The sequence below is a fragment of the Promicromonospora sp. NPDC057138 genome (assembly GCF_042670845.1).
In the GTDB taxonomy this organism is placed as follows: Bacteria; Actinomycetota; Actinomycetes; order Actinomycetales; family Cellulomonadaceae; genus Promicromonospora.
Map to the genome: position 1 here is coordinate 57,912 of NZ_JBHUUX010000010.1, position 22,292 is coordinate 80,203.

The 22,292-nt window shown below is 68.9% G+C and carries 16 protein-coding genes and 1 riboswitch; of the genes, 12 read left to right on the forward strand and 4 right to left on the reverse strand.

What is annotated here, in order from left to right; translation table 11 throughout:
- The first annotated feature begins 3 nt into the window (after positions 1-3).
- From ACFT2C_RS09380 to ACFT2C_RS09395, 4 genes are all read left to right on the forward strand, one after another.
- A complete protein-coding gene (locus ACFT2C_RS09380; protein WP_377206834.1) occupies positions 4-1,200 on the forward strand; it encodes a glycosyltransferase family 4 protein in 1,197 nt (398 codons plus the stop codon).
- Positions 1,197-1,784 (forward strand): hypothetical protein, encoded by a 588-nt coding sequence (locus tag ACFT2C_RS09385; protein WP_377206768.1) that lies wholly within the window; start codon positions 1,197-1,199, stop codon positions 1,782-1,784. Before ACFT2C_RS09380 ends, ACFT2C_RS09385 begins: the two co-directional genes overlap by 4 nt.
- A 100-nt stretch (positions 1,785-1,884) precedes the next feature.
- Positions 1,885-2,799, forward strand: a complete 915-nt coding sequence (pdxS, locus tag ACFT2C_RS09390; RefSeq protein WP_377206769.1) for a pyridoxal 5'-phosphate synthase lyase subunit PdxS — start codon at positions 1,885-1,887, stop codon at positions 2,797-2,799.
- 583 nt (positions 2,800-3,382) lie between these two features.
- Complete coding sequence (locus tag ACFT2C_RS09395; RefSeq protein WP_377206770.1) at positions 3,383-6,409, forward strand: family 43 glycosylhydrolase; 3,027 nt, start codon at positions 3,383-3,385, stop codon at positions 6,407-6,409.
- Between the two features lie 260 nt (positions 6,410-6,669).
- Here the strand turns inward: ACFT2C_RS09395 and ACFT2C_RS09400 are convergent, their stop codons facing one another.
- On the reverse strand, positions 6,670-8,487 hold the full coding sequence (locus ACFT2C_RS09400) for a non-reducing end alpha-L-arabinofuranosidase family hydrolase (protein ID WP_377206771.1): 1,818 nt from the start codon (positions 8,485-8,487) through the stop codon (positions 6,670-6,672).
- 342 nt (positions 8,488-8,829) lie between these two features.
- Here ACFT2C_RS09400 and ACFT2C_RS09405 point away from each other — a divergent pair, with 342 nt between their 5' ends.
- Both ACFT2C_RS09405 and ACFT2C_RS09410 read left to right on the forward strand, forming a co-directional pair.
- Positions 8,830-9,477, forward strand: coding sequence for a hypothetical protein (locus ACFT2C_RS09405; protein ID WP_377206772.1), 648 nt, complete (start codon positions 8,830-8,832; stop codon positions 9,475-9,477).
- A gap of 77 nt (positions 9,478-9,554) precedes the next feature.
- Entirely contained in the window at positions 9,555-10,589 is a 1,035-nt protein-coding gene (locus tag ACFT2C_RS09410; RefSeq protein WP_377206773.1) for a hypothetical protein, read from the forward strand.
- Positions 10,590-10,607: 18 nt separating this feature from the next.
- Here the strand turns inward: ACFT2C_RS09410 and ACFT2C_RS09415 are convergent, their stop codons facing one another.
- Together ACFT2C_RS09415 and ACFT2C_RS09420 are read right to left on the reverse strand one after the other, a co-directional pair.
- Positions 10,608-11,627 carry a LacI family DNA-binding transcriptional regulator gene (locus ACFT2C_RS09415; protein WP_377206774.1) on the reverse strand — a complete coding sequence of 340 codons (1,020 nt, stop codon included), beginning with the start codon at positions 11,625-11,627 and terminating at the stop codon, positions 10,608-10,610.
- 325 nt (positions 11,628-11,952) lie between these two features.
- Positions 11,953-13,452, reverse strand: coding sequence for an SDR family NAD(P)-dependent oxidoreductase (locus ACFT2C_RS09420; protein WP_377206775.1), 1,500 nt, complete (start codon positions 13,450-13,452; stop codon positions 11,953-11,955).
- A gap of 96 nt (positions 13,453-13,548) precedes the next feature.
- Positions 13,549-13,662, reverse strand: a riboswitch (TPP riboswitch).
- An 87-nt stretch (positions 13,663-13,749) separates the two neighbouring features.
- Between ACFT2C_RS09420 and ACFT2C_RS09425 the strand changes: the two genes are divergently transcribed.
- The 4 genes from ACFT2C_RS09425 to hrpB all read left to right on the forward strand — a co-directional run bounded on the left by ACFT2C_RS09425 (position 13,750) and on the right by hrpB (position 18,227).
- Positions 13,750-14,610, forward strand: coding sequence for a phosphotransferase family protein (locus tag ACFT2C_RS09425; protein WP_377206835.1), 861 nt, complete (start codon positions 13,750-13,752; stop codon positions 14,608-14,610).
- Between the two features lie 39 nt (positions 14,611-14,649).
- Complete coding sequence (locus ACFT2C_RS09430; protein WP_377206776.1) at positions 14,650-14,898, forward strand: ribbon-helix-helix protein, CopG family; 249 nt, start codon at positions 14,650-14,652, stop codon at positions 14,896-14,898.
- A complete protein-coding gene (locus tag ACFT2C_RS09435; protein WP_377206777.1) occupies positions 14,895-15,236 on the forward strand; it encodes a type II toxin-antitoxin system PemK/MazF family toxin in 342 nt (113 codons plus the stop codon). The genes ACFT2C_RS09430 and ACFT2C_RS09435 overlap by 4 nt, the downstream gene beginning before the upstream one ends.
- 465 nt (positions 15,237-15,701) lie before the next feature.
- Positions 15,702-18,227 carry an ATP-dependent helicase HrpB gene (hrpB, locus tag ACFT2C_RS09440; RefSeq protein WP_377206778.1) on the forward strand — a complete coding sequence of 842 codons (2,526 nt, stop codon included), beginning with the start codon at positions 15,702-15,704 and terminating at the stop codon, positions 18,225-18,227.
- Positions 18,228-18,272: 45 nt separating this feature from the next.
- On the opposite strand, the gene ACFT2C_RS09445 is transcribed toward hrpB, so the two are convergent.
- Positions 18,273-19,454: an epoxide hydrolase gene (locus ACFT2C_RS09445; RefSeq protein WP_377206779.1), complete on the reverse strand. Its 1,182-nt coding sequence runs from the start codon at positions 19,452-19,454 to the stop codon at positions 18,273-18,275.
- Between the two features lie 192 nt (positions 19,455-19,646).
- Between ACFT2C_RS09445 and ACFT2C_RS09450 the strand changes: the two genes are divergently transcribed.
- Entirely contained in the window at positions 19,647-20,684 is a 1,038-nt protein-coding gene (locus ACFT2C_RS09450) for a hypothetical protein (RefSeq protein WP_377206780.1), read from the forward strand.
- On the forward strand, positions 20,681-22,261 hold the full coding sequence (locus ACFT2C_RS09455) for a CoF synthetase (RefSeq protein WP_377206781.1): 1,581 nt from the start codon (positions 20,681-20,683) through the stop codon (positions 22,259-22,261). Before ACFT2C_RS09450 ends, ACFT2C_RS09455 begins: the two co-directional genes overlap by 4 nt.
- Positions 22,262-22,292 lie beyond the last annotated feature (31 nt).

Genomic DNA, 22,292 nt, shown 5'->3' on the forward strand with positions numbered 1-22,292 from the left:
GTCCTGCGCGTCGGCCTCGTCTGCCCCTACTCCTTCGACGCCCCCGGGGGCGTCCAGTTCCACGTGCGCGACCTCGCCGAGGCCCTCCAGGCCGCCGGGCACGAGGTCTCCGTACTCGCCCCCTCCAGCGACGACACCGAGCTGCCCGCCGTCGTCACCGCCGCCGGCCGGGCCGTGCCCGTGCCGTACAACGGGTCGGTCGCCCGGCTCACCTTCGGCCCGCTGACCGCCACGCGCGTGCGCCGCTGGCTGGAGGGCGGCATCGGGGGTCACCCCTTCGACATCGTCCACCTGCACGAACCGATGGTGCCGTCCCTGTCCATGCTCGCGCTGTGGCAGGCCACCGAGCCCGTGGTCGCGACCTTCCACACCTCGCAGGCGCGCTCGCGGGCGCTGCAGGTCGCCTACCCACTCGTGCGCCAGTCCCTGGAGAAGATCGCCGCCCGCATCGCCGTGTCCGAGGACGCCCGCCGCACGCTCGTGGACCACCTCGGCGGCGACGCCGTCGTCATCCCGAACGGCGTCTACACGCAGGTGTTCGCGGACAGCCCCCGGCGGCCCGAGTGGACCGGCACGCCCGAGGCGCCGACCGTCACGTTCCTCGGCCGGCTCGACGAGCCGCGCAAGGGCCTGTCCGTCCTGCTGCAAGCCGTGCCCGCCATCCTCGACGCCCTGCCCGGCACGCGGTTCCTGGTGGCGGGCCGCGGCGACGGCGCGGCCGCCGAGACCCGCGAGCTCCTGGGGGAGCGGGCCTCTTCCGTCGAGCTCCTGGGCGGTGTGTCCGACGCCGACAAGGCCGCGCTGCTGGCCTCCGCCGACCTGTATGTCGCGCCGCAGACCGGCGGCGAGAGCTTCGGCATCGTCCTCGTCGAGGCGATGAGTGCCGGGGCCGTGGTCGTGGCCAGCGACCTGGGCGCCTTCCAGCGCGTCCTGGACGACGGCGCCGCCGGCGCCCTGTTCCGCACCGGCGACCCCGCCGACCTCGCCGCGACAGTGCTGGCACTGCTCGCCGACCCCGCGCGCCGCGACGCCTACCGCGCCCACGCCGCCCAGTGGGTGCAGCGGTTCGACTGGTCCGGCGTGACCGAGCAGGTGCTCGCCGTGTACGACATGACGCTCGCCGCCGACAACGCGATCGGCGGCGACGTCGTCGGGCGCATCATGGGGCTGTTCCCGCGCCGGGTCGGAGGCGACGCATGACCTGGTCCGAGATCGCGCTCATCGCGCTGGCCGCGCTCGGCGTCGGCCTGCTGCTCGCCTGGCGCGGCGCGTCCCGGCTGGACCGCCTGCACCGCAAGGTCGCCGCGTCTCGGATAGCGCTCGACGCGCAGCTCGTGCGGCGCGCGTCCGCGGCGGTCGAGCTCGCGGCGTCGGGCGCGCTGGACCCGGCGAGCGCCGTCCTGGTCGCCGACGCCGCCTACGCGGCGTCGGACGTGGCGCCCGTCACCTCGCCCGCGGCCGCGCTGAAGATGGACGGGCTCGGCCCGGACCGCGAGCGGGCCGAGTCCGGGCTGACGGCGACGCTGCGGGAGGCAATGGGCGCCCCCGAGGCGATCCGGGTCCTGCTGTCGGGGCCCGCGGGCGAGGTGGTGGAGGCGCTCGCCGACGCCTGGTACCGGGCGACGCTGGCCCGCCGCTTCCACAACGAGGCCGTGGCGCAGGCCCGGCGGGTGCGCCGGGTCTGGTACGTGCGGCTGTTCTACCTGGCCGGCCGGGCGCCGATACCGCGCACCGTGGAGCTGGACGACGTCCTGCCGCACGCCCTGGAGCCCAACGGCGGGTGACGCTCTGCGGGTCCGGGCGGGCGATAAGATCAAGTCAGGGCGCCGACAGCGCCTGGAACGACCCCGTCGATCCCACCGGCGAGAACTATGCGAGGTAACCGTGACTGAATCCGTGACCGGCGAGAACACTGTGGGCACGGTCGGCACCGCGCGCGTGAAGCGCGGCATGGCCGAGATGCTCAAGGGCGGCGTCATCATGGACGTCGTCACGCCCGAGCAGGCGAAGATCGCCGAGGACGCGGGTGCGGTGGCCGTCATGGCGCTGGAGCGGGTGCCCGCGGACATCCGCGCGCAGGGTGGCGTGTCGCGCATGAGCGACCCCGACATGATCGACGGCATCATCGAGGCCGTCTCGATCCCCGTGATGGCGAAGGCGCGCATCGGGCACTTCGTCGAGGCGCAGGTGCTGCAGGCGCTCGGCGTCGACTACATCGACGAGTCCGAGGTGCTGACCCCCGCGGACTACACGAACCACATCGAGAAGTGGAACTTCACCGTGCCGTTCGTGTGCGGTGCGACGAACCTGGGCGAGGCGCTGCGCCGCATCACCGAGGGTGCCGCGATGATCCGCTCGAAGGGCGAGGCCGGCACCGGCGACGTCTCGAACGCGACCACCCACATGCGTCAGATCCGCCAGCAGATCCGCCGCCTCACGTCGCTCCCGGAGGACGAGCTGTTCGTCGCTGCCAAGGAGCTGCAGGCGCCGTACGAGCTGGTCAAGGAGATCGCGACCACCGGGAAGCTGCCGGTCGTGCTCTTCACCGCGGGCGGTATCGCCACCCCGGCGGACGCCGCGATGATGATGCAGCTCGGCGCCGAGGGCGTCTTCGTCGGCTCGGGCATCTTCAAGTCGGGCAACCCGGCGCAGCGTGCCAAGGCGATCGTGCAGGCCACCACGTTCTTCGACGACGCCGACGTGATCGCCAAGGTCTCGCGCGGTCTCGGCGAGGCGATGGTCGGCATCAACGTCGAGGAGGAGCCGGCGCCGGTGCGCCTGGCTGAGCGCGGCTGGTGAGCTAGGTCGTCGGAAGGCCCCGCGGACGTCGTGTCCGCGGGGCCTCTCTGCTTTGGGTCAGCAGGGTTGGCTGACTCGCGTTCAGTAGGTTTGGCGGAGCCATAATTCGTCCGATAAAGGTCGCCTGCCGCCTGCTGAATCAAGGTCAGGGGTCGCAGGGATGGTTTGCCCTGGCCTTGACCGGGGCAAACCAGGTGTCAGTCGCAGTTGTTGTAGTTGTACCCCGCTGCTCGCTTGACGCCGTCTCCGGCGTAGAACTCGTACCGGCCCTCAGTGTTGCGGGTCCTCGGTCGCATCCCGGGTGTTGTCACCGAAGAGCCCGTCGATGTCTGACTGGTCGAACGCCGTACCGCGGGAAGGTGCGAACGCCTTGACGAGGTGGCGTGTTAGCGCTCACAATCTGGTCAAAGCCGACGAAGCCGGGGCTACAGGGCATCTTGCTTCGTTCGAGTTTGGATCAGGCGTGGCCGCGCCATGAGCAGCACAGATGCGAGCGCTCACAGTTCTCCCGCAGGCGCACGGGTATGGGTCGCGGTGCACTCTCTCCGGGTGAACCGTCCGGCTTTCTTGATCAAGGAGGATCATGTCTGCCTTTTCTCGTTCTTCATCGGTCGCGCCGCAGTCGCGGCGACGACGCTGGTTCATGCGGTTCGTCGCCGCCGGGGTGGCGGCAGTGGTGGCCGGTGGCGGCGCGGTCCCGGTCACCGGACCGGCCGCAGCCGCCACGGTCGACCCCGACGTGTCCGCGTCGGCGGGCGCCGCCCAGGCCGCCGACGAATGGAATCCCGAGTCGTCGTACACGACGACGGATGCCGGCGACGGCTCCTACACGGTTCCCATGCTGAATTCCGACGTGCCGGATGTCAGTGTCGAGCGCGTCCCCGCGTCGCAGAACGACGAAGGGCGCGACACCTATTACATGGTCAGCACGACGATGCATCTCAGCCCTGGCGCACCGATCATGAAGTCGTACGACCTCGTCAACTGGGAGATCGTGAGCTACGCGTTCGATCGCCTCGACATCAGTGATGCCGCGTCCCTGCGGAACGGCTCGAACTCCTACGGGCAGGGACAGTGGGCGTCGTCTATCCGCTTCCACGACGGCACCTTCTACGTGCTGATCAATTCGCTGAACCTCGGCGGCGCCTTCCTCTACCGCACCGACGACATCGAGAACGGAGCGTGGACGAAGACGGCGTTCGGTCGAGGCTTCCATGATCCTTCGCTCTTCTTCGACGACGCCAACGGCGGAACGCCGTACATCTTCTATGGTGGCGGTGGCTCCAGCGCGGTTCGGTTGAACCCGACGCTGACGGCGGTCGAGCAGGACTATCCGGACGTGATCCGGCGCAGCGACTACGCGGACAAGCCGTACATCGGCACCGATACGATCTTCGAGGGCGCCCAGGTGTCCTACATCGACGGGTACTACTACGTGGTGATGATCACCTGGCCCGGCGACGGTCGACAGGTCGTCATGTTCCGCTCGACCGACCTGCTCGGGCGCCTCGCAGACACACCGGCGCCCTACGAGTCCCGCGGGGTGCTGAACTCGAACGGATTCGCGCAGGGCAGCCTTGTGCCCATCAAGAATGACGCGGGCGGCGACGACTGGCACGGCTTCTTCTTCCGCGACTCGTATCCGGTCGGTCGCATCCCGGCGCTGATCCCGGCGACCTGGAGCAACGGGTGGCCGACCTTCGGCAACAACGGCGTCGTGCCGGTCGACGGCATCTTCGAGAAGCCGATCAGACTCACCCCCGAGCAGGAGCGCTTCGAACGACTCAAGAGCGTCGTCGCGTCCGACGACTTCGACAACGATGCACCGCACCACGCCTTCCAGGACGAGCAGTGGACGCTGCCGACACCGCCCGACATCGATGAGGAACTGGTCGGCGTTGAACTCTTCGGCAATCCCGGCGTCGAGTCCGGAAGCACGGAGAGCTGGATCGCCAACGACGGCGCGACGCTCTCGCCGACGACGGACGCGCACACGGGCTCGACGGCTCTCGCGGTCACCGGGAGGACCTCCACAGGATCGGGGCCGGCGCAGGACGTCACCGGCAAGGTGCAGCACGGCGTCACCTACGACGTCTCGGCATGGGTCAAGTACGACAACCCTGCGAGCCCGGAGACCAAGCAGTTCCTCATCACTGCCCGGTACGGCGGCAACAGCACCACCTTCACCAACCTCACGCCCGCCACGGCCGTGACCCGTGGGAGCTGGGGCAAGGTGTCCGGGTCGTTCACGATTCCTGCGACGCAGGCCCTCTCCGACGTCCGCATCTTCGTCGAGACTCCCTGGGTGAGGGATCCGTCGTCAGACCCCAGCACCCACCTCATGGACTACAAGGTCGACGACGTGTCACTCGTCGGGCATCCCTCGGTCGGCGGGGAGCTGCCACATCCCGATGAGATCGCCCCGAACGGGTCGAACCTCGACATGGCCTGGGAGTGGAACCACACGCCTGACAATCGGTACTGGTCGCTCACCGATCGCGAGGGGTGGCTGCGTCTGACGGCCGGCAAGGTCGTCACCGGTGCGTACACGCACCGCGACTCCGGTGGCGAGCTCACCTGGCTCGAAGAAGCGCGCAACACGCTCTCGCAGCGCTCTTTCGGGCCTCGGCAGTCGGCCGAGACGAAGCTCGACATCTCTGGCATGAACGACGGCGACGTCGCCGGTCTTGCGGCGTTCGGCCAGGACTTCTCGTACATCGCGGTCCAGCGCGTGAACGGGGTGAACACGGTGGGGGTCGTCCATCGCGGACGTCCCTTCCCCGCATCGACCGACCAGGCGGCGGTCGAGACCTTCGTCCCGGGCACCGCTACGGCGCTCGGGGATGCCACGGAGGTGTACCTCAAGGCGGATCTGGACTTCACCCGGAGTGAGGGGCAGCTCTTCACGACCCTCTATTACAGCTTGGACGGGATCGACTGGACCAAGCTCGGCGACGCCGTCGGACCGCTCCAGTTCGGCGGATCGATACACTTCATGGGACACCGGGTCGCACTGTTCAACTACGCGACCCAGCAGACCGGCGGCCATGTCGACTTCGATCGCTTCCTGCTGAGCGACACCCTGACGGCGCAGAACCAGCCGCTCGACAAGAGCGACCTGGAGGCAGCGATCGCCTACGCCGAATCGCTCGACTCGGGGGACTACCCCGCCGAGGCATGGGCGGCGATGCTCGACACGCTCGCTGAGGCGCGCACGGTGGCGGCAGGGGTGGTCGGTACGCAGAACCAGATCGACGCCCCCGAGCGAGCGCTCAGCTATGAACTCGCTCGCCTCGGAACCCTGAAGGCACCGGCCCCGACACTCGACGTCGAACTGACGGCCGGCACCCGCTGCGTGGCCGGAAAAGTAGTGGTCACCGTGCGCGCGACCAACGCGGAGGAGGTGCCGATCACGGTCGCCTTCGAGACGCCGTACGGCAGCAAGTCCTGGGCGTCGGTCGCCCCCGGCGCGAACGCGGTACATGCATTCACGACCCGACAGGTGAGCGTGCCAGAGGGAGCGGCATCCGCTGAGTTCTCGGCGATCATCGACGGCGAGTCCGTCTCGACGGAGAGCGAGGCGTCGTACCCAGCCCGCACCTGCAATTGATCTGAGCAGCACGGACCCGCCGACCCGGGTCCGTGCCGCGCGGAGCCTCGATCCCAAGGCCTGCCTCGGGACCGGGGCTCTGTCGCGCATCAAGGGACTGATTTCTTCAGTCTCGAAGTCCGGGATGGCGTGGGACGAAGCCACGTCGTGATCTTCCCATCACGAAGGGGCATCGAGTCGTGGTTGACCCGATGCCCCTTCTGGAATGAATCCGACGTGCCGTCCGGCGAATTCCCGGCCCGCCGGACGGGTACCCGCCTCTAGCCCGCGGTGTACTCGATCGTGCGCTCGTACGAGACCGGTCCCGTCGCGCCCTCCTTCGTGGCGTCGACCGTGATCGTCCCGCTGGACTTCTCCGCGAGGCGCGTATTGAAGGCAACGGAGGTCGTCTTCCCCGGCATGAGATTGTGAATCGTCTTGGTTCCGAAGTCGGATGTGACGGTCAGCGACACCGGGGACGAGTCGTTGTTCGTCACGGACACGACGAGGTTGACCTTCCCGGCGACAGTCCTCTGCGACACAGACGACTCGACATCGACGCACATGTCGGAGATCGGGTTGTCGCCGACCGCCGTGAGGAGGCCGAGCTTGTACGGCAAGCTGATGTAGTCGGGCGCTTCTGCCGTGTGGGATACGCCCTGGTAGAGCATGCGCATCGGCTCGCACGGGTCGAGGGTGAGGTTCTGATCGGATCCGGAGCGGATCATCTCACCGTGCGACACCTGCTCCTTCGACCAGATCTCGTTCTCGAAAGTCCGGTTAGCGGGACCTGCGAAGGGGTCCGCCTCGGTCGCCGCGAGCGGCGTCCACGGACCTGCCAGATCGTCGGCGGTCCAGGAGCTGAAGTAGCGCCCCGGGTGCCCGATCGCCTCGACCATGGTGATGTACTTGTCGGAGCCGTCGAGCTTGTAGGTCATGCTGGCTTCGAAGACGTTGTCGGTCGTGTCCTGGAGCTCGAGCTCGGGCGCTCCGAAGCCGTTCGGGAACTGCTCGATCGACGTCTCTGCGCGCCAGAGCCTGCCGTTGTCGCCGGTAGCGAAGAGATGGCACAGCTCCGCGTCGCAGATGTTGAAGAAGTCGAGCCATCCTCCGGTCTGTTGGATGACCGTCGGGGTTCCGTTCGGGTACAGGGGACGGGGGGATGTCCAGGACATCGGGTCGTCGATGTTCGCCGTCGTGGAGTAGAACGGGTCGCCGGCCTGGTAGATGAGGTACCACAGGCCATCGGGCTCGAAGAAGAACACCTGCGGGGCGGCGGTGTAACCGGCGCCGATGGGTGAGTCCGCCAGATACGTGATCGGCGCTTCGGCTGCTTCGGACCAGTCTGTGAAGCTGGTGGTGGCCATGCTCCAGCCGTTCTGGCTGGCGGTCGTCATGAACACGTGGTACTTGCCGTCGGCGAACACGACAGTCGGGTCCTTGACTCCGAGCGACGGGTGCTCCTCGGTGGGCTGCGGCACGATCACAGGGTCGCTGGACGACCACTCGAACGTCGGCTCCACCTCGAACAGCGAGACGTCGTCGACGTTGAAGTCCATGAGGTTCGCCGCAGGGTCCGCGGAAGGATCGGGCACCCATGGTGTCTCGATGAAGACACGTGCGCCCGTGACAACCTGCTCCTCGGGAATCGTGAACGAGCCCTTGACGGTCGTCCACTGCCCTCTCGTCGCGACCGCGCGAGCGACGTTGATGTATCGATCGCTGTAGGCCAGCGTGAGGATGAACTCCTTGGTGTCCGGGCCAGAAGTGAACTTCACTGTCGCCGAGATGTCGTACGACGACCCGGGCGTGAGCTTTCCGCCGAGGTCCTGCCAGGGGCCGGACGACGTGCGCGTCCGCTCGGTCACCTTCAGGCTCGCCGCTCCGCTCGCAGCGACCTCCGTGTCGGTGGAAAGCACCCCACCATCCGGACTCGTCCAGGGTGCGACCCCGTTCTCGAACCCTCCGTTGCTCACCAGATCGGTGCGGACGACGCTGGCCTCGGCGCCCGACGGTGGCACGGCCAGGCCGGCCACGACAAGGGCGGCGGCGATCACGGTCGCGCCGAACCATCGAACTTTCATCGGTCTCACATGCATGACCAGCTCCTTTGCTGAGTGTTGCTGTTCCCGGCTCATCGCGCGCCCAGCGCGACGTCGCTGTCAATGGGTTCGTACAGACCGGCTGTCGCATGTTACCGGGAACAACAATTGTTTCGAAAGGGCGCCAGCGATTCGGTTTCGTCACCTCGCTGATGGATGAAAGTTGCCAGACCCGACCTTTGTTCCCGTTAACATGCCTGGAACGTGGTCCACAGACGGAACGCGACGAAGGCAACGATGCCGACCGAGGTCGCACGCGAAGCCTGAGGAGCGAATCGACAGCCTGGGGCTGATCGCTGATTCGGCACGGCTGACGCCGACCGAGAAACTGGAGTAGACATGAAGATCACCAAGGGAACCGCGGTCCGTTGCGCGGCAGGCATCCTCGGCGGAGTGCTGCTGGCAGGCGTTGGCGGCGCCGCCGCCTTCGCGGCGTGGCCGGACGAGGAGGACAGCTCGGGCGTCGACGTCAAGGTCGACATCGCCCCCGTGGCGGGCGGTGCGCTGAGCCTGACCGTCGACGGCACCGAGTCCGTGCTGACCGAGACCGGCTCGACGGCCACCTACCGTCAGTTCACCGGTGCCCTGCCGAACGTGACGGTGACGGACACTCGCACCGACGTGCCGGCCGGCGTGTACTGGTACGTCACTGGTCAGGCCGGTGACTTCACGGGGGCCGCCGGGCAGCCGAGCATCACGCCAGACCACCTCGGCTGGACGCCGGCGCTGGTGACGACCGGCAACGGCGAGGTCACCGCCGGCGATGCAGTCGCCACGTCGAAGGATGACCCGACGCCGCCGGTGCCGAACAACGTCGGTCTCGTCGGTCAGGAGATGCTTCAGCTCGCGCTCGACTCGGCCGAGGCGAAGGCCGCGGCCGGGCAGTGGACGGCGAACGCGGACCTCGTCCTCAAGACCGACGTGAACGTCGCTCCGGGCAGCTACACGTCGCTGCTGACACTGTCACTCTTCGAAGACGCGTTCTGAGCACCATCCGAACGAGGGGCTGGGTCCGGGCGACCGGCCCAGCCCCCGACCACCTGATCGGTATTCCCGTGAAATCTGTGCGACTCCGCCGTGTGCTGGTGAGCGTGCTGGCCGCGCTTGCCCTACTTGGCGCACCCGCGGCGGCTGGCGCCGAAGACGACGCGCCGATCTCGTGGTCGGTGACGCCTGCCGACGGATCCGGACCGGACGGGCGCTTGTTCGTGGAGCACGCGGTCGACCCCGGTGAAACCGTGGAGGACGATCTGGCGGTGCGCAACCTCGGCGCCGAGCAGGTCACTTTCCGCCTTTCCGCCGCTGACGGCTTCTACAACGCGAACGGCCGATTCGACATGCTCCGATCGGATCAGGAGTCGGTGGCGGCCGGAACCTGGATCAGGCTGCCGGACAGCGTCATCGTGGCACCGGGGGCGACAGCGGTGGTTCCGTTCTCGTTGACGGTCCCCGCGGATGCGGAGCCGGGCGATCATGCTGCAGGCATCGCCGCGTCCGTGATCTCCGGAGCGCACGGCGACGGCACCGGGGTGGGCGTGGAGAGCAGGGTCGGCTTCAAGGTGATGACGCAGGTCACCGGCCCGCTGATGCCGGCGTTCTCCGTCGAGCAGGTGCAGACCGACTACCTGCTCTCCTGGAATCCGTTCCGCGCCGGAGACATCGCGATGACGTTCACCGTGGTCAACACCGGGAACACCCGGCTGATGGTCGAGGGCGTGCTGGACGTGGCCGGCCGGAGAGTCGCGTTCCCCGCCGAGGGGGAGCGTCGAAGCGAGATCCTGCCGGGGGAGGAGAGACCGTACGCCTTGGCCGTCGACGACGTCTGGCCGTTGTTCGGCTTCCCCGCCGACCTCACGGTCGCACCTGTGGTGTCCTCCATCGCCGATGAGACGGCCGCGGTCCCACCCTCGGCCACCGCCCACTTCGTCTGGGCCATGCCCTGGCCCCAGCTGCTGACGCTCGCCGGCGTCGCCCTGCTGCTGATCGCGCTGCTCTGGAACCGCGTCCGTTCGCGTCGGCGGCTCGACACCCTCATCGAGAACGCCGTGGAGCGGGGACGAGCAGAGGCGCGCGCGTCGGACGCGGCCGAGCGCCTGTGACACATCCGCCCGCGGACATCAACGCACCTCCCGAGGCGGCGCCGTGGATGCTCGGGTGACGATCTCGGTCGGGATCCGTGTGAACGCGGGGATCTCCCGTTCCTCGATCGCCGCACGCAGCATCTCGACCACCGCGACACCGAGGGCATGGAAGTCCTGGCGGATCGTGGTCAGCGGCGGCAGAACGTGACGGGCAAGCGGGACATCGTCGAAGCCGACCACACTCAAGTCGTTCGGGACATCGAACCCCTTGTCGTGCAAACCGTGGATGAGCCCGACCGCCATTTCGTCGTTCGCAGCGAAGACGGCGGTGTAGTCGGGCAGTCGATCCAATCCCATCGCGAAGTCGTAGGTGAAGTCGGCGCTCCAGTCGCCCACCACGATCGGACGTTGGCGGATGCCCCACGACTTCGTCCTGAAGTGAAACGCGCGCTCCCTGGCACGCGCGTCGAGCCAATCGAGCGGACCGGAGATGTGCAGGATGTCTCGGTGTCCGAGCGCCACCAGATGGTCGACGAGCAGCATCGTTCCGGCCTGCTGATCGATCGACACCGTCAGGAAGGTGGGGTCGGCGTCGGCCTTCACGACGAGCATCGGCACGTTGATCACCACCCGACGCAGCGCCGCCACCGATGAGGATCGCGGCGCGATCACGCACAGCGCGTCGATCCCCTGCATCATCAGACTCTCGACCGCCGCCTGCGGTGACAGCCCGTCACCCTCGTGCAGTGGGATCTGAGCAACGGAGTAGTCCGCACCGCGCGCTGCCAGTTCGATGGCGCTCAGGACGCTGGTGGGTCCGAAGGCCCCGGAGCTGTCGACGATCACACCGATGCGGCGGGATCGCTGCGTCGCCAGTGCGCGGGCCGCGAGATTCGGCCGGTAGTCGAGCTCCTCGATCGCCTCGAGCACCCGCCGACGCGTGTCCGGCTTGATGTTCGGGTGATCGTTCAACACGCGAGACACCGTCATGTGCGACACCCCGGCGATCACAGCCACCTGCCGGATGTTGGGCTTGTGCGATCCGACGCTCACCATACGCACCTCCGTCGGCCGCACCTGCAGTGATGTTGCCGAGAACAGCTCCGTAGACGCAATCGTCGTGCTTCAGTCAACCATCTGGAAGATCGCATCGGCACGAGCGCCGTCGGTGACGATGGGATCCACCCAGGCTTGGAAGTTGCGATGATGCAGATACCTGTCGGGGATCCGCACAACGTTGACCGCCGCGGCCGCGGTCAACGTGCCAAGTCCGAGTTGATCGTATCCCGGATGTCTGCCAGGGCGGCAAGGTGGACCACTGGGGCGGTGGCTGGGTCGGGTTCAGTAGGCTCGGGCAGGCCCGGACCCCGGCGTCGCTGTTCTACCAGGGCGACGGCTCGTAGTCCTTGAGGAAGCAGCCGTACAGGTCCGTCCCGGCCTCGCCCTGGACGATCGGGTCATAGACGCGGGCGGCGCCGTCGACCAGGTCGAGGGGCGCATGCCAGCCCTCGGCGGCGATCCGCAGCTTCTCCTGGTGCGGGCGCTCGTCCGTGATCCACCCGGTGTCCACCGCGGTCATCAGGACCCGGTCCTTCTCGAACATCTCCGCCGCGGAGGTCCGGGTCAGCATGTTGAGGGCGGCCTTGGCCATGTTGGTGTGCGGGTGTCCCGCGGACTTGTAACGGCGGGAGAACTGCCCCTCCATCGCCGAGACGTTGACGACGTACCCGCGTCGCGCCTTGGATGTCGCGGCCCGCATCGCGGGCCGCAGCCGGGAGATGAGCAGGAACGGCGCGATCGCGTTGCAGAGCTGGACCTCCAGGAGCTCCAGCGGGTCGACCTCGTCGACGACCTGGGTCCACGAGTTGGTCGTCTGCAGGTCGGGGAGAAGCCCGCCGGCATCGACGGCCGTGCCGGCCAGGTGGGCATCCAGGGAGGCCGAGCCCGCCCGGAGCGCCAGCGCCGTCAGGGACGCCGCGGTGTGCATCGCGACGGCGTCGTCCTGCGACTGCCCCTCGTGGTGGGCGACCGACAAGGCGGTCAGTGCCCCCGCTATCGCGGCAGGGTGCGCCTCCGAGACGTGATCGAACGTGACCATCTCCGGCTGTTCCAGCCCGTGGGGAAGCGGGGCGACCGGCGACGACTCGCCCGCGACGAGCTGCGAGTAGGCACCCGGGGACCGGCGGACCGTCTGGCAGGCGTTGTTGACCAGGATGTCGAGCGGGCCCGCCGCGGCGACGTCGTCGGCCAGGGCGATCACCTGGGTGGGGTCACGCAGGTCGATGCCGACGATCTTGAGCCGGTGCAGCCAGTCGGCGGCGTCGGGCATCGCCGAGAAGCGGCGCACCGCGTCCTTCGGGAAGCGGGTGGTGATGGTGAGGTGAGCGCCGTCGCGCAGCAGGCGCAGCGCGATGTACATGCCGATCTTCGCCCGGCCCCCGGTGAGCAGGGCGCGGCGGCCGGTCAGGTCCGTGCGCTGGTCGCGCCGCGTATGGCTCTTCGCGGCACAGGCCGGGCACAGCCAGTGGTAGAACGAGTCGACCAGCGTGTAGTCCGTCTTGCAGATGTAGCAGCCGCGGGCGGTGCGCAGCTCCCCGGCGAACGCCCCCGGCGCGGTCGAGACCAGCGGGATGCCGGCGGTCTCGTCGTCGATCCGCGCCGCCGAACCGGTCGCCGTCTGCTCGATGACGCTCCGGTCGTGCGCCTGACGCTCCTCGCGGATCGCGGCCTTACGGGACTTCTTGAGCAGCTTCCACATGTAGCCGGTCGCCCGTTTGACCGTCTGGACGTCGGGATGGTTGGGCTCGAGGTCCTGGAGCCGGCCCAGCACCCGAAGGGTGGTGGCGAGCTCGTCCGGGTCGATCCCCGCTTTCGTTGGCACGCCGTAGGGTAACCGGCGCCCGGGCCTGGCGCCCGGCTCGGTCCACGTCAAGCGCCATCGCGGCTTGCCCGACGGAGGCTGCCCGTCAGGGCATGAAAGGACCTGCGAGGCGATTTCCCTTCGCCGGCATTGTCCGGATCAGGTTGTGGGGGTCGCCAGCCGGCCTTTCGACCTTCTGACCTCTCAGCCTCTCGGCTCCCTCGCCTGTCTCGCAGGCCAACAACCACTTTGCCCCTGCCCGGGCTGGTTGGGTAGGGACTTTAGTCCCTAGTTTCATGCCAAGATTCGTGGGTGGAGATGACGGACGTCACGCATGCGATCGCAGCTGCGACGTCGGTCGCCGCATCGCTGGATCTGCCAGCGAACGATGCGATCGTTCTCCACAACTCGAACAAGCTGGCACTGCGGCTGACGCCATGTGACGTCTTTGCCCGGGTCGCTCCTCTGGGGCAAGAGGTGGCACAGCTCGAAGTCGAGCTCGCTCAACGGCTCGCCGACGTCGGAAGCCCGGTGGGCCGGTTGGAGCCGAGGGTGGACCCGCGTGTGTACACGCGCGATGGCTTCGCAGTGACGCTGTGGACCTACTACGAGCCCGTGACACCCCACATCTCACCGGCCGACTACGCCAAGGCGCTGGAGCAGCTCCACGCCGGCATGCGCAAGGTCGACGTGCCGAGCCCGAGGTTCACGGACCGGATCACTGAGGCGGAAGAAATCGTCTCCAACCCGGACCGCTCGCCGGAGCTTGCCGACGCGGACCGCGTGTTCCTCAGCGGCACTCTGGCGAGCCTGCGACGAGCGATCGGCGGCCGCGGCGCCGTGGAGCAGCTGCTCCACGGCGAGCCGCATCCAGGCAATGTGCTCAGCACGAAGAGCGGCCCTTTGTTCATCGACCTCGAGACGTGCTGCCGCGGACCCGTCGAGTTCGACCTCGCCCATGTTCCGGAGGCGGTCTGCGAGCACTACCCCAGCCTTGACCAAGAACTGCTGGACGAGTGCCGGCAGCTCGTCATCGCGATGGTCGCCGCCTGGCGTTGGGACCTTGACGACCAGTTTCCGAATGGGAGGCGATTCGGGGTGGAGCTTCTGCGCTTGCTACGCGAGGGTCCTCCGTGGCCGACACTCGACACAGTGACCAGGCAACTCGATGGCCTGTAGATCCTGGCGAGCGGGTAGAAAAAGTTATACCGTTGATCCATGAAGACAGCGATCAGCCTCCCGGACCACACTGCGGAGCGCTTCGACCACATCGCGCAGAAGCACGGCATGACGCGGTCGGAGTTCTACCGGCGTGCCGCTGAGCACTACGCCGACGAGCTGACCGGTGCGGACCTGACCGCCCAGATCGACGACGCTATCGAGGCCATCGGCCAGCCCGGCGACGACGACGCCGACTTCCGTCGCACTGCGAACGCCCGCCTGGTCGAGGCCTCGGACGAGTGGTGATCCGGCGCGCAGAGGTGTGCTGGGTCGATTTCGGAGAACCCAAGGGGAGCACTCCCGCCAAGCGGCGACCTGCCGTCGTCGTGCAGTCCGACCAGTACAACAAGTCCCGCATCGCGACCGTCGTCGTCCTGCCGATCACCTCCAACACGGCCCATGCGCGGCATCCGGGCAACGTCTTCCTGCCAGCCCTGGCGTCCGGGCTGCCGAAGGACTCGGTCGTCAACGTGTCGCAGCCGATGACCGTGGACCGCTCTGACATCGAACCCACCGGACTTGCGCTTCCCGACAACCTGATGGACGCCGTCGACACCGGCCTTCGGCGAGTCGTGGACCTGTAACGATCGACCCGGTGGGTACAGGCGGAAGGTCTCGTGGAGCGGCACGCGGGCCGCGAAGTCCCGCCCGCCGTCGTGGACGACGACGTACGCGCCGTCCTGCCCGAACCGTCCCGGGGGCGACTCCAGGACGAGCCCGCTGTCGTCGCTGACGGCCGGGCGCAGGAACACCTGGACGTTGCCGGACTCGAGCGGGAACGCGACGTGGACGCTCGGCTGCGCGCTGCCGGGGAGCCGCCGCGCCGAGTAGCAGCCGCTGAACACGTAGCGGCCCGACGGCCGGAGCGTTCGCAACCACGCAGCGCCCACCTGATCGCCGAGCGGCTCACCGGGGCGCGCAGCCAGGAGTGGTCGCCGGCGAGGTCGACGGGCCTGCCGACCAGTCGCCAGAACTTCCGGGACCCGAGGTCCAGCAGATGGTTCACGAGAACGCATTGTTGCAGGGTGTCCGTCGGTTACGGTCGGTGCGTGCTGCTGCCTGATCTGTCGACGCCGGGGGCGGACCTGCCCGTCCGGGCGGTCCTGCCCGCCACGGTCGACGCGGTGCGGTCGCGCGGTGCCGCGGTGCTGGTCGCGCCGCCCGGATCGGGGAAGACCTCGCTGCTGCCCCTCGCGCTGGCCGACGCGCTCGGGGGCACGATCATCGTCGCCGAGCCGCGCAGGATGGCGACCCGTGCGGCCGCGACCCGGCTGGCGATGCTGGTCGGCGAACCGCTCGGGCAGCGGATCGGCTACGCGATGCGCGGCGAACGCAGTGGCGGCAAAGGACTCCGTGTCGAGGTGGTGACGACGGGGCTCCTCGTACGGCGTCTGCAGCGGGACCCGGAGCTGCCGGGTGTCGCCGCCATCGTGATCGACGAGTGCCACGAGCGGCACCTCGACGCCGATCTGCTGCTCGCGCTCTGTGTCGACATCCGGGCGAACCTTCGGGAAGACCTGGCGATCGTCGCGACCTCGGCCACGGCGGACACGATCAAGCTGAGCCGCGCACTGGGCACGGACGTTCCGGCGCCCGTGATCACCGCGTCTGCTCCGCTGTTCGACGTGGCGGTCGAGTGGGCTCCGCCGCCGGTCCCCGCGCCGCTGCTCCCCGGCGGGCGGGTCGACCCGCGCCTGCTGGATCACGTCGCCGCCGTCGTCCGAAGGGCACTGACCGAGAACGAGGGCGACATCCTCGTGTTCGTCCCGGGGGAGGGCGAGATCAACGGCGTGACCCGCCGTCTGGCCGGCCAGGACGTCCTGCCGTTGTTCGGTCGCCAGTCACGGGCCGAGCAGGACCGGGCGCTGGCGCCGGCCGCCACTCGTCGGATCGTGGTCACGACGTCGGTCGCGGAGAGCTCGCTGACCGTGCCCGGGGTCCGGGTCGTGGTCGACGCGGGCCTTTCCCGGGAGCCGCGGACCGATCAGTCCCGTGGCCTCGGTGCACTGGTCACCTGCCGGGTCTCGAGATCGTCGGCCGACCAGCGAGCGGGACGTGCCGGGCGGGAGGCGCCCGGCCGGGTCTACCGGTGCTGGTCCGCCACCGACCACGCCCGTCTCGACGACCATCCGGCGCCGGAGATCGCGATCGCCGACCTGGCGGCCTTCGCCCTCGACCTCGCGGCGTGGGGTGCGCCCGGCGGTGACGGCCTGACCCTGCTCGACGCGCCGCCGGTGGCCGCGATGACCGCGGCGACCGAGCTGTTGCGCCGCATCCAGGCCACCGACGATTCCGGCCGGATCACCGAGCGAGGCCGGCGGATGGCGGCGATCGGGGTGCATCCTCGGTTGGCTCGTGCGCTGCTGGACGGGACGCCGCGGGTCGGCGCCGACCGGGCACGCGAGGTCGTCGCGATGCTGTCGGACGACTCCGGCCGTGGCTCCGGCGATGATCTGCCGGCCCGCTGGCGGGCCCTTCGCCGTGGCGAGGACCGCGGAGCCACGGCCCGCTGGCGGGAAGAGACGAAGCGCCTCGGCCGAGGCACGACGACCGGCGACCCGTTGGGCGGTCCGGCCGGCCGGGGGACGCGCGGCGTCCCAGACGATCTTGCGGTGGGGATCGTGGTGGGGCTGGCGTATCCGGACCGGATCGCGCGGGCACGGGGGACCGACTCGGCGACGTACCAGATGTCTGGCGGCACGGGTGCCGCGCTGGATCCGCAGTCACCGTTGCGGACCACGACCTGGCTGGCGATCGCGGTCGCCGACCGGGCACCCGGTCGCGCCGACGCCAGGATCCGTTCCGCGGCGCCGATCGATGAGCCCACGGCGCGAGACATCGCAGGCGACCTAGTCTCGACCACCGACCAGATCCGCTGGGACGACGGCCGTATCGTGACGCGGCGCGTCGAGGCGCTCGGCGCGATCGTGCTGGGCGACGTCCCTCTGTTACATCCCGACCCGCTGCTGGTCCAGGCGGCCGTCCGCGACGGCATCCGGCGCAGCGGTCTGTCCGTGCTGCGCTGGTCGGAGGCCGCACTCGCCCTGCGGGAGCGGCTCGCGTTCTGCCACGCCCATCTCGGCGCCCCGTGGCCCGCGGTCGACGACGAAGCACTGCTGGCCGGCCTCGACGACTGGCTGGGTACCGAGCTCGCCTCTGTGCGCGGCGCTCGCGACCTCGCCCGCATCGACGTGGCCTCGGCGCTCCGGCGACTGCTGCCCTGGCCCGCGGCAGGCCGGTTCGGCGAGCTCGCACCGGAACGGATCCAGGTCCCGTCGGGCTCCGAGGTCCGGCTCGCGTACGACGGTGTCGAGCCGCCGGTGCTCGCCGTGAAGCTGCAGGAGGTCTTCGGCTGGACTACGACTCCGGCCGTCGCGGACGGTCGTGTCCCGGTCGTCCTGCACCTGTTGTCGCCCGCCCGGCGCCCGGTCGCGATCACGAGCGATCTCGCCTCGTTCTGGAAGCAGGGCTATCCCCAGGTCCGAGCTGACCTGCGAGCCCGCTACCCTCGCCATCCGTGGCCGGAAGACCCACTCACCGCCGTCCCGACCAAGCGAGTGAAACCCCGCCAGTGAACTGCAGCACGGGCATCGACGTCGAGGAGGAGCGGCCACCGCGCCCTACCGACTACCGCCGGCGGCCAGCACTGTCGCGAGGCCTTCTTGCAGGTCCTTGACGAAGTACTCGGGAACCTCCAGCGACGGGAAATGTCCCCCGGACTCGGGCAACGTCCATCGGACGATCTGTCGGTACCGCTCCTGCGCCCAGGCGCGCGGAGTCCGCGACTCGATGTCGCCGGGATACATGGTGATCGCCGACGGGACGTCGACCCGAAGCTCTGGATCCAGCGAGTCGGGGCTCTCGTAGTAGATGCGGGCCGCCGACGCGCCGGTCCGCGTCAGCCAGTACAGGGTGACGTCGTCAAGAATGCTGTCTCTGGAGATCGTCTCGAACGGGCCGTCGTCGGTGTCTGACCACTCGGCGAACTTGTCGAGGAGCCAGGCGAGAAGCCCGACCGGCGAGTCGACGAGCGAGTAGCCGATGGTCTGCGGCCGGGTCGCCTGCTGCTTCGCGTATGCCCGGTGGTGGCGCCAGAAGTCGCGGGTTTCGTCGGCACACTGGCGCTCGACCGCCGTCAGCCCCTCCGTCGTCAACCCGGGCGGTGGCAACGCGAGCGTCGTGTGGATGCCGAGAACGTGCTCCGGGAACCTGCCGCCGAGGACCGCGGTGACATTGCCTCCCCAGTCGCCGCCGTGGGCGACGAACGTGCCGTAGCCGAGCCTGCCCATCAGCTCCACCCAGGCCGCCGCGATCCTTTCGACTCCCCACCCGGTCGCGGCGGGCTTGTCGCTGTAGCCAAAACCTGGCAGCGACGGGACGACGACGTGGAACGCCGGCGCGTCCGCGTCCTTCGGGTCCGCCAGCTCGTCGATGACATGGATGAACTCGGCGATGCTGCCTGGCCAGCCGTGCGTCAGGACCAGAGGTGTGGCGTCCGCGCGGGTGGACCGGCGGTGCAGGAAGTGGATTCCCAGGTCGTCGATGGTCGTGCGGAACTGGCCGATCTGGTTGAGGCGCGTCTCGAACGACCGCCAGTCGTACTCGGTGCGCCAGTGGTTCACGAGGTCGACGAGGTCGGCGAGAGGAACCCCCTGTTCCCATCGGCGAGAGCCCGGCCCGGCGCGGTGGACGGTCTCGGCTTCCGGCAGCCGTGCCGCGGCCAGCCGCGCGCGCAGGTCGTCGAGGTCGGCGTCGGTCGCGTGCGCTTCGAACGCTTGGACGTCGCTGGTCAGACGGGACATGTAACCCCCTGGTCGTCGGGTGAGCCTGCTTGCGGCAGTCTGAACCACGGTTCTAACAGATCTCGAAGCGTGCCCCACAAAGCACGTAGACCCGTCGACTCGGTCGAGCGTCTTATAGGTGCCGCTGAGGCCGCCCTGCACTACGTTCTGTCTGACGAGGGCCGACGACGGCCGACGGCGTGCCGAACGGAGATGAACCTGGTGGCCCCAGCGGAACCGTGGCTTCGCGTCCTGGAGGATGCCCGCTACTACCCGTCCCCGCACAACTCGCAGCCCATCAAGGTCCGGCCCATCGACTCCCGCACCGCCGAGGTCTACTACGACCTCGAGCTGGGCCTGCCCGCCGAGTCCTTCGGCATCCCCTTCGGGCACGTCTGCGCGGGGGTCTTCCTGGAGTCGCTCAGCACGGTGGCGGGCGGGCTCGGCTACGACGTGGCCGAGAACCTCGACCACAGCGAGATGGACTTCGGGAGCACGGCCCGCCTGCACCCCCTGGGAACGGTGGCCCTCACACCTCGGACGGCGACCGAGGACGACGTCGCCCGGCTGGAGCTGTTCCGAGTCCGGGCGACGTCCCGCCGTCCGTATGACGCGCGACCAGTTCCGGCCGAGGTCGTGGCTGCGGCGACGGCCGTGGCGGATGCCGGCGGGCACATGTTCCGCACCACCTCCGACCGTTCGACCGTCCGCAGGCTGGTGCACATCAACCAGGCGACGCTGTTCTCCGACCTGCGCAACGACGCGGTGTATGACGAGATCATGGCCTGGCTGCGCTTCAGCAAGCAGGACGCTCGCGAGAGGGCCGACGGCCTGAGCGCCGAGGCGATGCTCATGCCAGGCGGTCTCCTCAGGTTCGCGATGACGCACCGCGGCCTGTGGGACGCGCCGGTCATCGGCGGGGCGATCCGCACCATGTACCTGAACACCATGCGCGGCGTCCGTCAGCTCGGCTGGCTGGAGGGCCCGTTCGCGAGCCCGTCCGACTACATCGAGGCGGGCCGCACCTTCATGCGGCTCTGGCTCGAGCTCACGGCTCACGGCGTCCGGCTCCACCCGTTCGGGACGGTCATCACCAACCCCGGCTCGCACCGCGCCTTCGCCTCGGCGGTGGCCGCCGACGAGGGCGGCAGCCGGATGGCCTGGATGCTCTTCCGGTTCGGATACAGCAAGACACCGCCCGTGGCGCACCGTCGTCCTGCCACATCGATGCTGATCGGAGCCGGCGCATGAAGCGTCTCCTCGCCTTCGCGCTCGTGGCCCTGGTCGACGGCGCCGTCCGCCCGCTGACGCACAGCGTGCACACGCACAAGGTGCTCCTCGGTCCGGGGATCGAGCCCTTGCGCTGGTGGCTGGGCCGGCTCCGTGCCTGGCGCACGTTCGAGTTCGCCGCCCGGCACGTACCCGCTTACCGCGCCTTCCTCGCGGAGCACGGTCGCGATGGCCGCCTGGTCGTCAAGGGCTCGCTGACCGAGGCGCTCCGGGGTGTCCCGGAGATGGACAAGGAGTCGTACATCAAGCGGTGGAGCGTCACCGAACGGTGCGTCGGGGGCAGGCTGCCCCGCCGCGGCGTCGTCGTCGACGAGTCCTCCGGAAGCTCCGGGACGCCCACGAGCTGGGTCCGGGGGCGTGAGGAGCGGGCAGCTACCCGGCAGCTTCTCCAGGTGGGGTTCGCGCGGACGGCGTCCACCCTGCGGAAGCAGCCGTTCCTGCTCAACGCGTTCTCGCTCGGTGCGTGGGCGACCGGCATGAACGTCACGACGTCGCTGACCGAGATCACGATGATCAAGTCGTGCGGGCCCGACAAGGACAAGGTCATCAGCACGATGAAGGAGTTCGGGACCGACTACACCTACATCATCACCAGCTACCCGCCGTTCCTGAAGTCGCTGTTCGAGGACGACCGGCTGAACTGGGCGGACTACGACATCGTGGCCGCGTTCGGCGGCGAGGGCATCAGCGAGAACATGCGCTCGCACATCCTGCGCTACGCCCACAGCGTCTTCGGTTCCTACGGCGCCAGCGACCTCGAGATCAACCTGAGCATCGAGACCGACTTCACGGTCGCGCTGCGGCGTGCGATCAGTGCGGACCAGCGCCTGTCCGACCGCCTGACCAGGACCGGCGAGTACGGCGTGCTGCCGATGATCTTCCAGTTCAACCCGTTCGACTACCTGCTGGAGACCAACGACGACGGCGAGCTGGTCGTCACGATCGCCCGCGACCGGAACATCAACCCGCGGATCCGGTACAACATCCATGACCGCGGTCACGTGCTGCGCATGCGCGACCTCCTGCCGGTCCTGAAGGAGCTGGGCCACGAGAAGGTCGTCGAGGAGAAGTTCCTCGACCTGCCGCTGCTGTTCCACTACGGGCGTTCCGACATGTCGGTCGACTACAACGGCGCGGTCATCGGACCCGACGCCCTCCGCGACGTGATCTACAGCGACCCCGAGCTGCTGGAGGCCGTCGAGAACCACCGCCTGATCAGCTACGAGGACGCCAACGGCGACCGGCAGCTCCACATCGCGATCCAGCTCACCGAGAGCGCGACGTCGGCGGCCGTCCTGGACCAGGCACGTTTCCGGGCGTTCGTGGCGGACGAGCTGCGCCGTCGGAACGGCGACTTCCACAACGGGATCCGCACCGCGCCGGAGGGCACGCTCCCTACCGTCGCGTTCTACGGGCACCACACCGGACCGTTCGCCGAGGACGGCGGCAAGCTGAAGAACGAGTACGTCTGGCAGCTCCCGCAGGGTGGCCTGGACCGGTGGGAGGCCGACCTCTCGCACGTGGTCGCTCGGGAGTGACCGCCCGTCAAAACGCTCCGTCGCAGGTCAC

Excerpts from the sequence above, each read along its gene's own strand:
- ACFT2C_RS09385 (WP_377206768.1), top strand. The coding sequence starts at position 1,197 with ATGACCTGGTCCGAGATCGCGCTCATCGCGCTGGCCGCGCTCGGCGTC.
- ACFT2C_RS09395 (WP_377206770.1), top strand. The coding sequence starts at position 3,383 with ATGTCTGCCTTTTCTCGTTCTTCATCGGTCGCGCCGCAGTCGCGGCGA.
- ACFT2C_RS09400 (WP_377206771.1), bottom strand. The coding sequence starts at position 8,487 with ATGCATGTGAGACCGATGAAAGTTCGATGGTTCGGCGCGACCGTGATC.
- ACFT2C_RS09405 (WP_377206772.1), top strand. The coding sequence starts at position 8,830 with ATGAAGATCACCAAGGGAACCGCGGTCCGTTGCGCGGCAGGCATCCTC.
- ACFT2C_RS09415 (WP_377206774.1), bottom strand. The coding sequence starts at position 11,627 with ATGGTGAGCGTCGGATCGCACAAGCCCAACATCCGGCAGGTGGCTGTG.
- ACFT2C_RS09425 (WP_377206835.1), top strand. The coding sequence starts at position 13,750 with ATGACGGACGTCACGCATGCGATCGCAGCTGCGACGTCGGTCGCCGCA.
- ACFT2C_RS09430 (WP_377206776.1), top strand. The coding sequence starts at position 14,650 with ATGAAGACAGCGATCAGCCTCCCGGACCACACTGCGGAGCGCTTCGAC.
- ACFT2C_RS09445 (WP_377206779.1), bottom strand. The coding sequence starts at position 19,454 with ATGTCCCGTCTGACCAGCGACGTCCAAGCGTTCGAAGCGCACGCGACC.
- ACFT2C_RS09450 (WP_377206780.1), top strand. The coding sequence starts at position 19,647 with ATGAACCTGGTGGCCCCAGCGGAACCGTGGCTTCGCGTCCTGGAGGAT.
- ACFT2C_RS09455 (WP_377206781.1), top strand. The coding sequence starts at position 20,681 with ATGAAGCGTCTCCTCGCCTTCGCGCTCGTGGCCCTGGTCGACGGCGCC.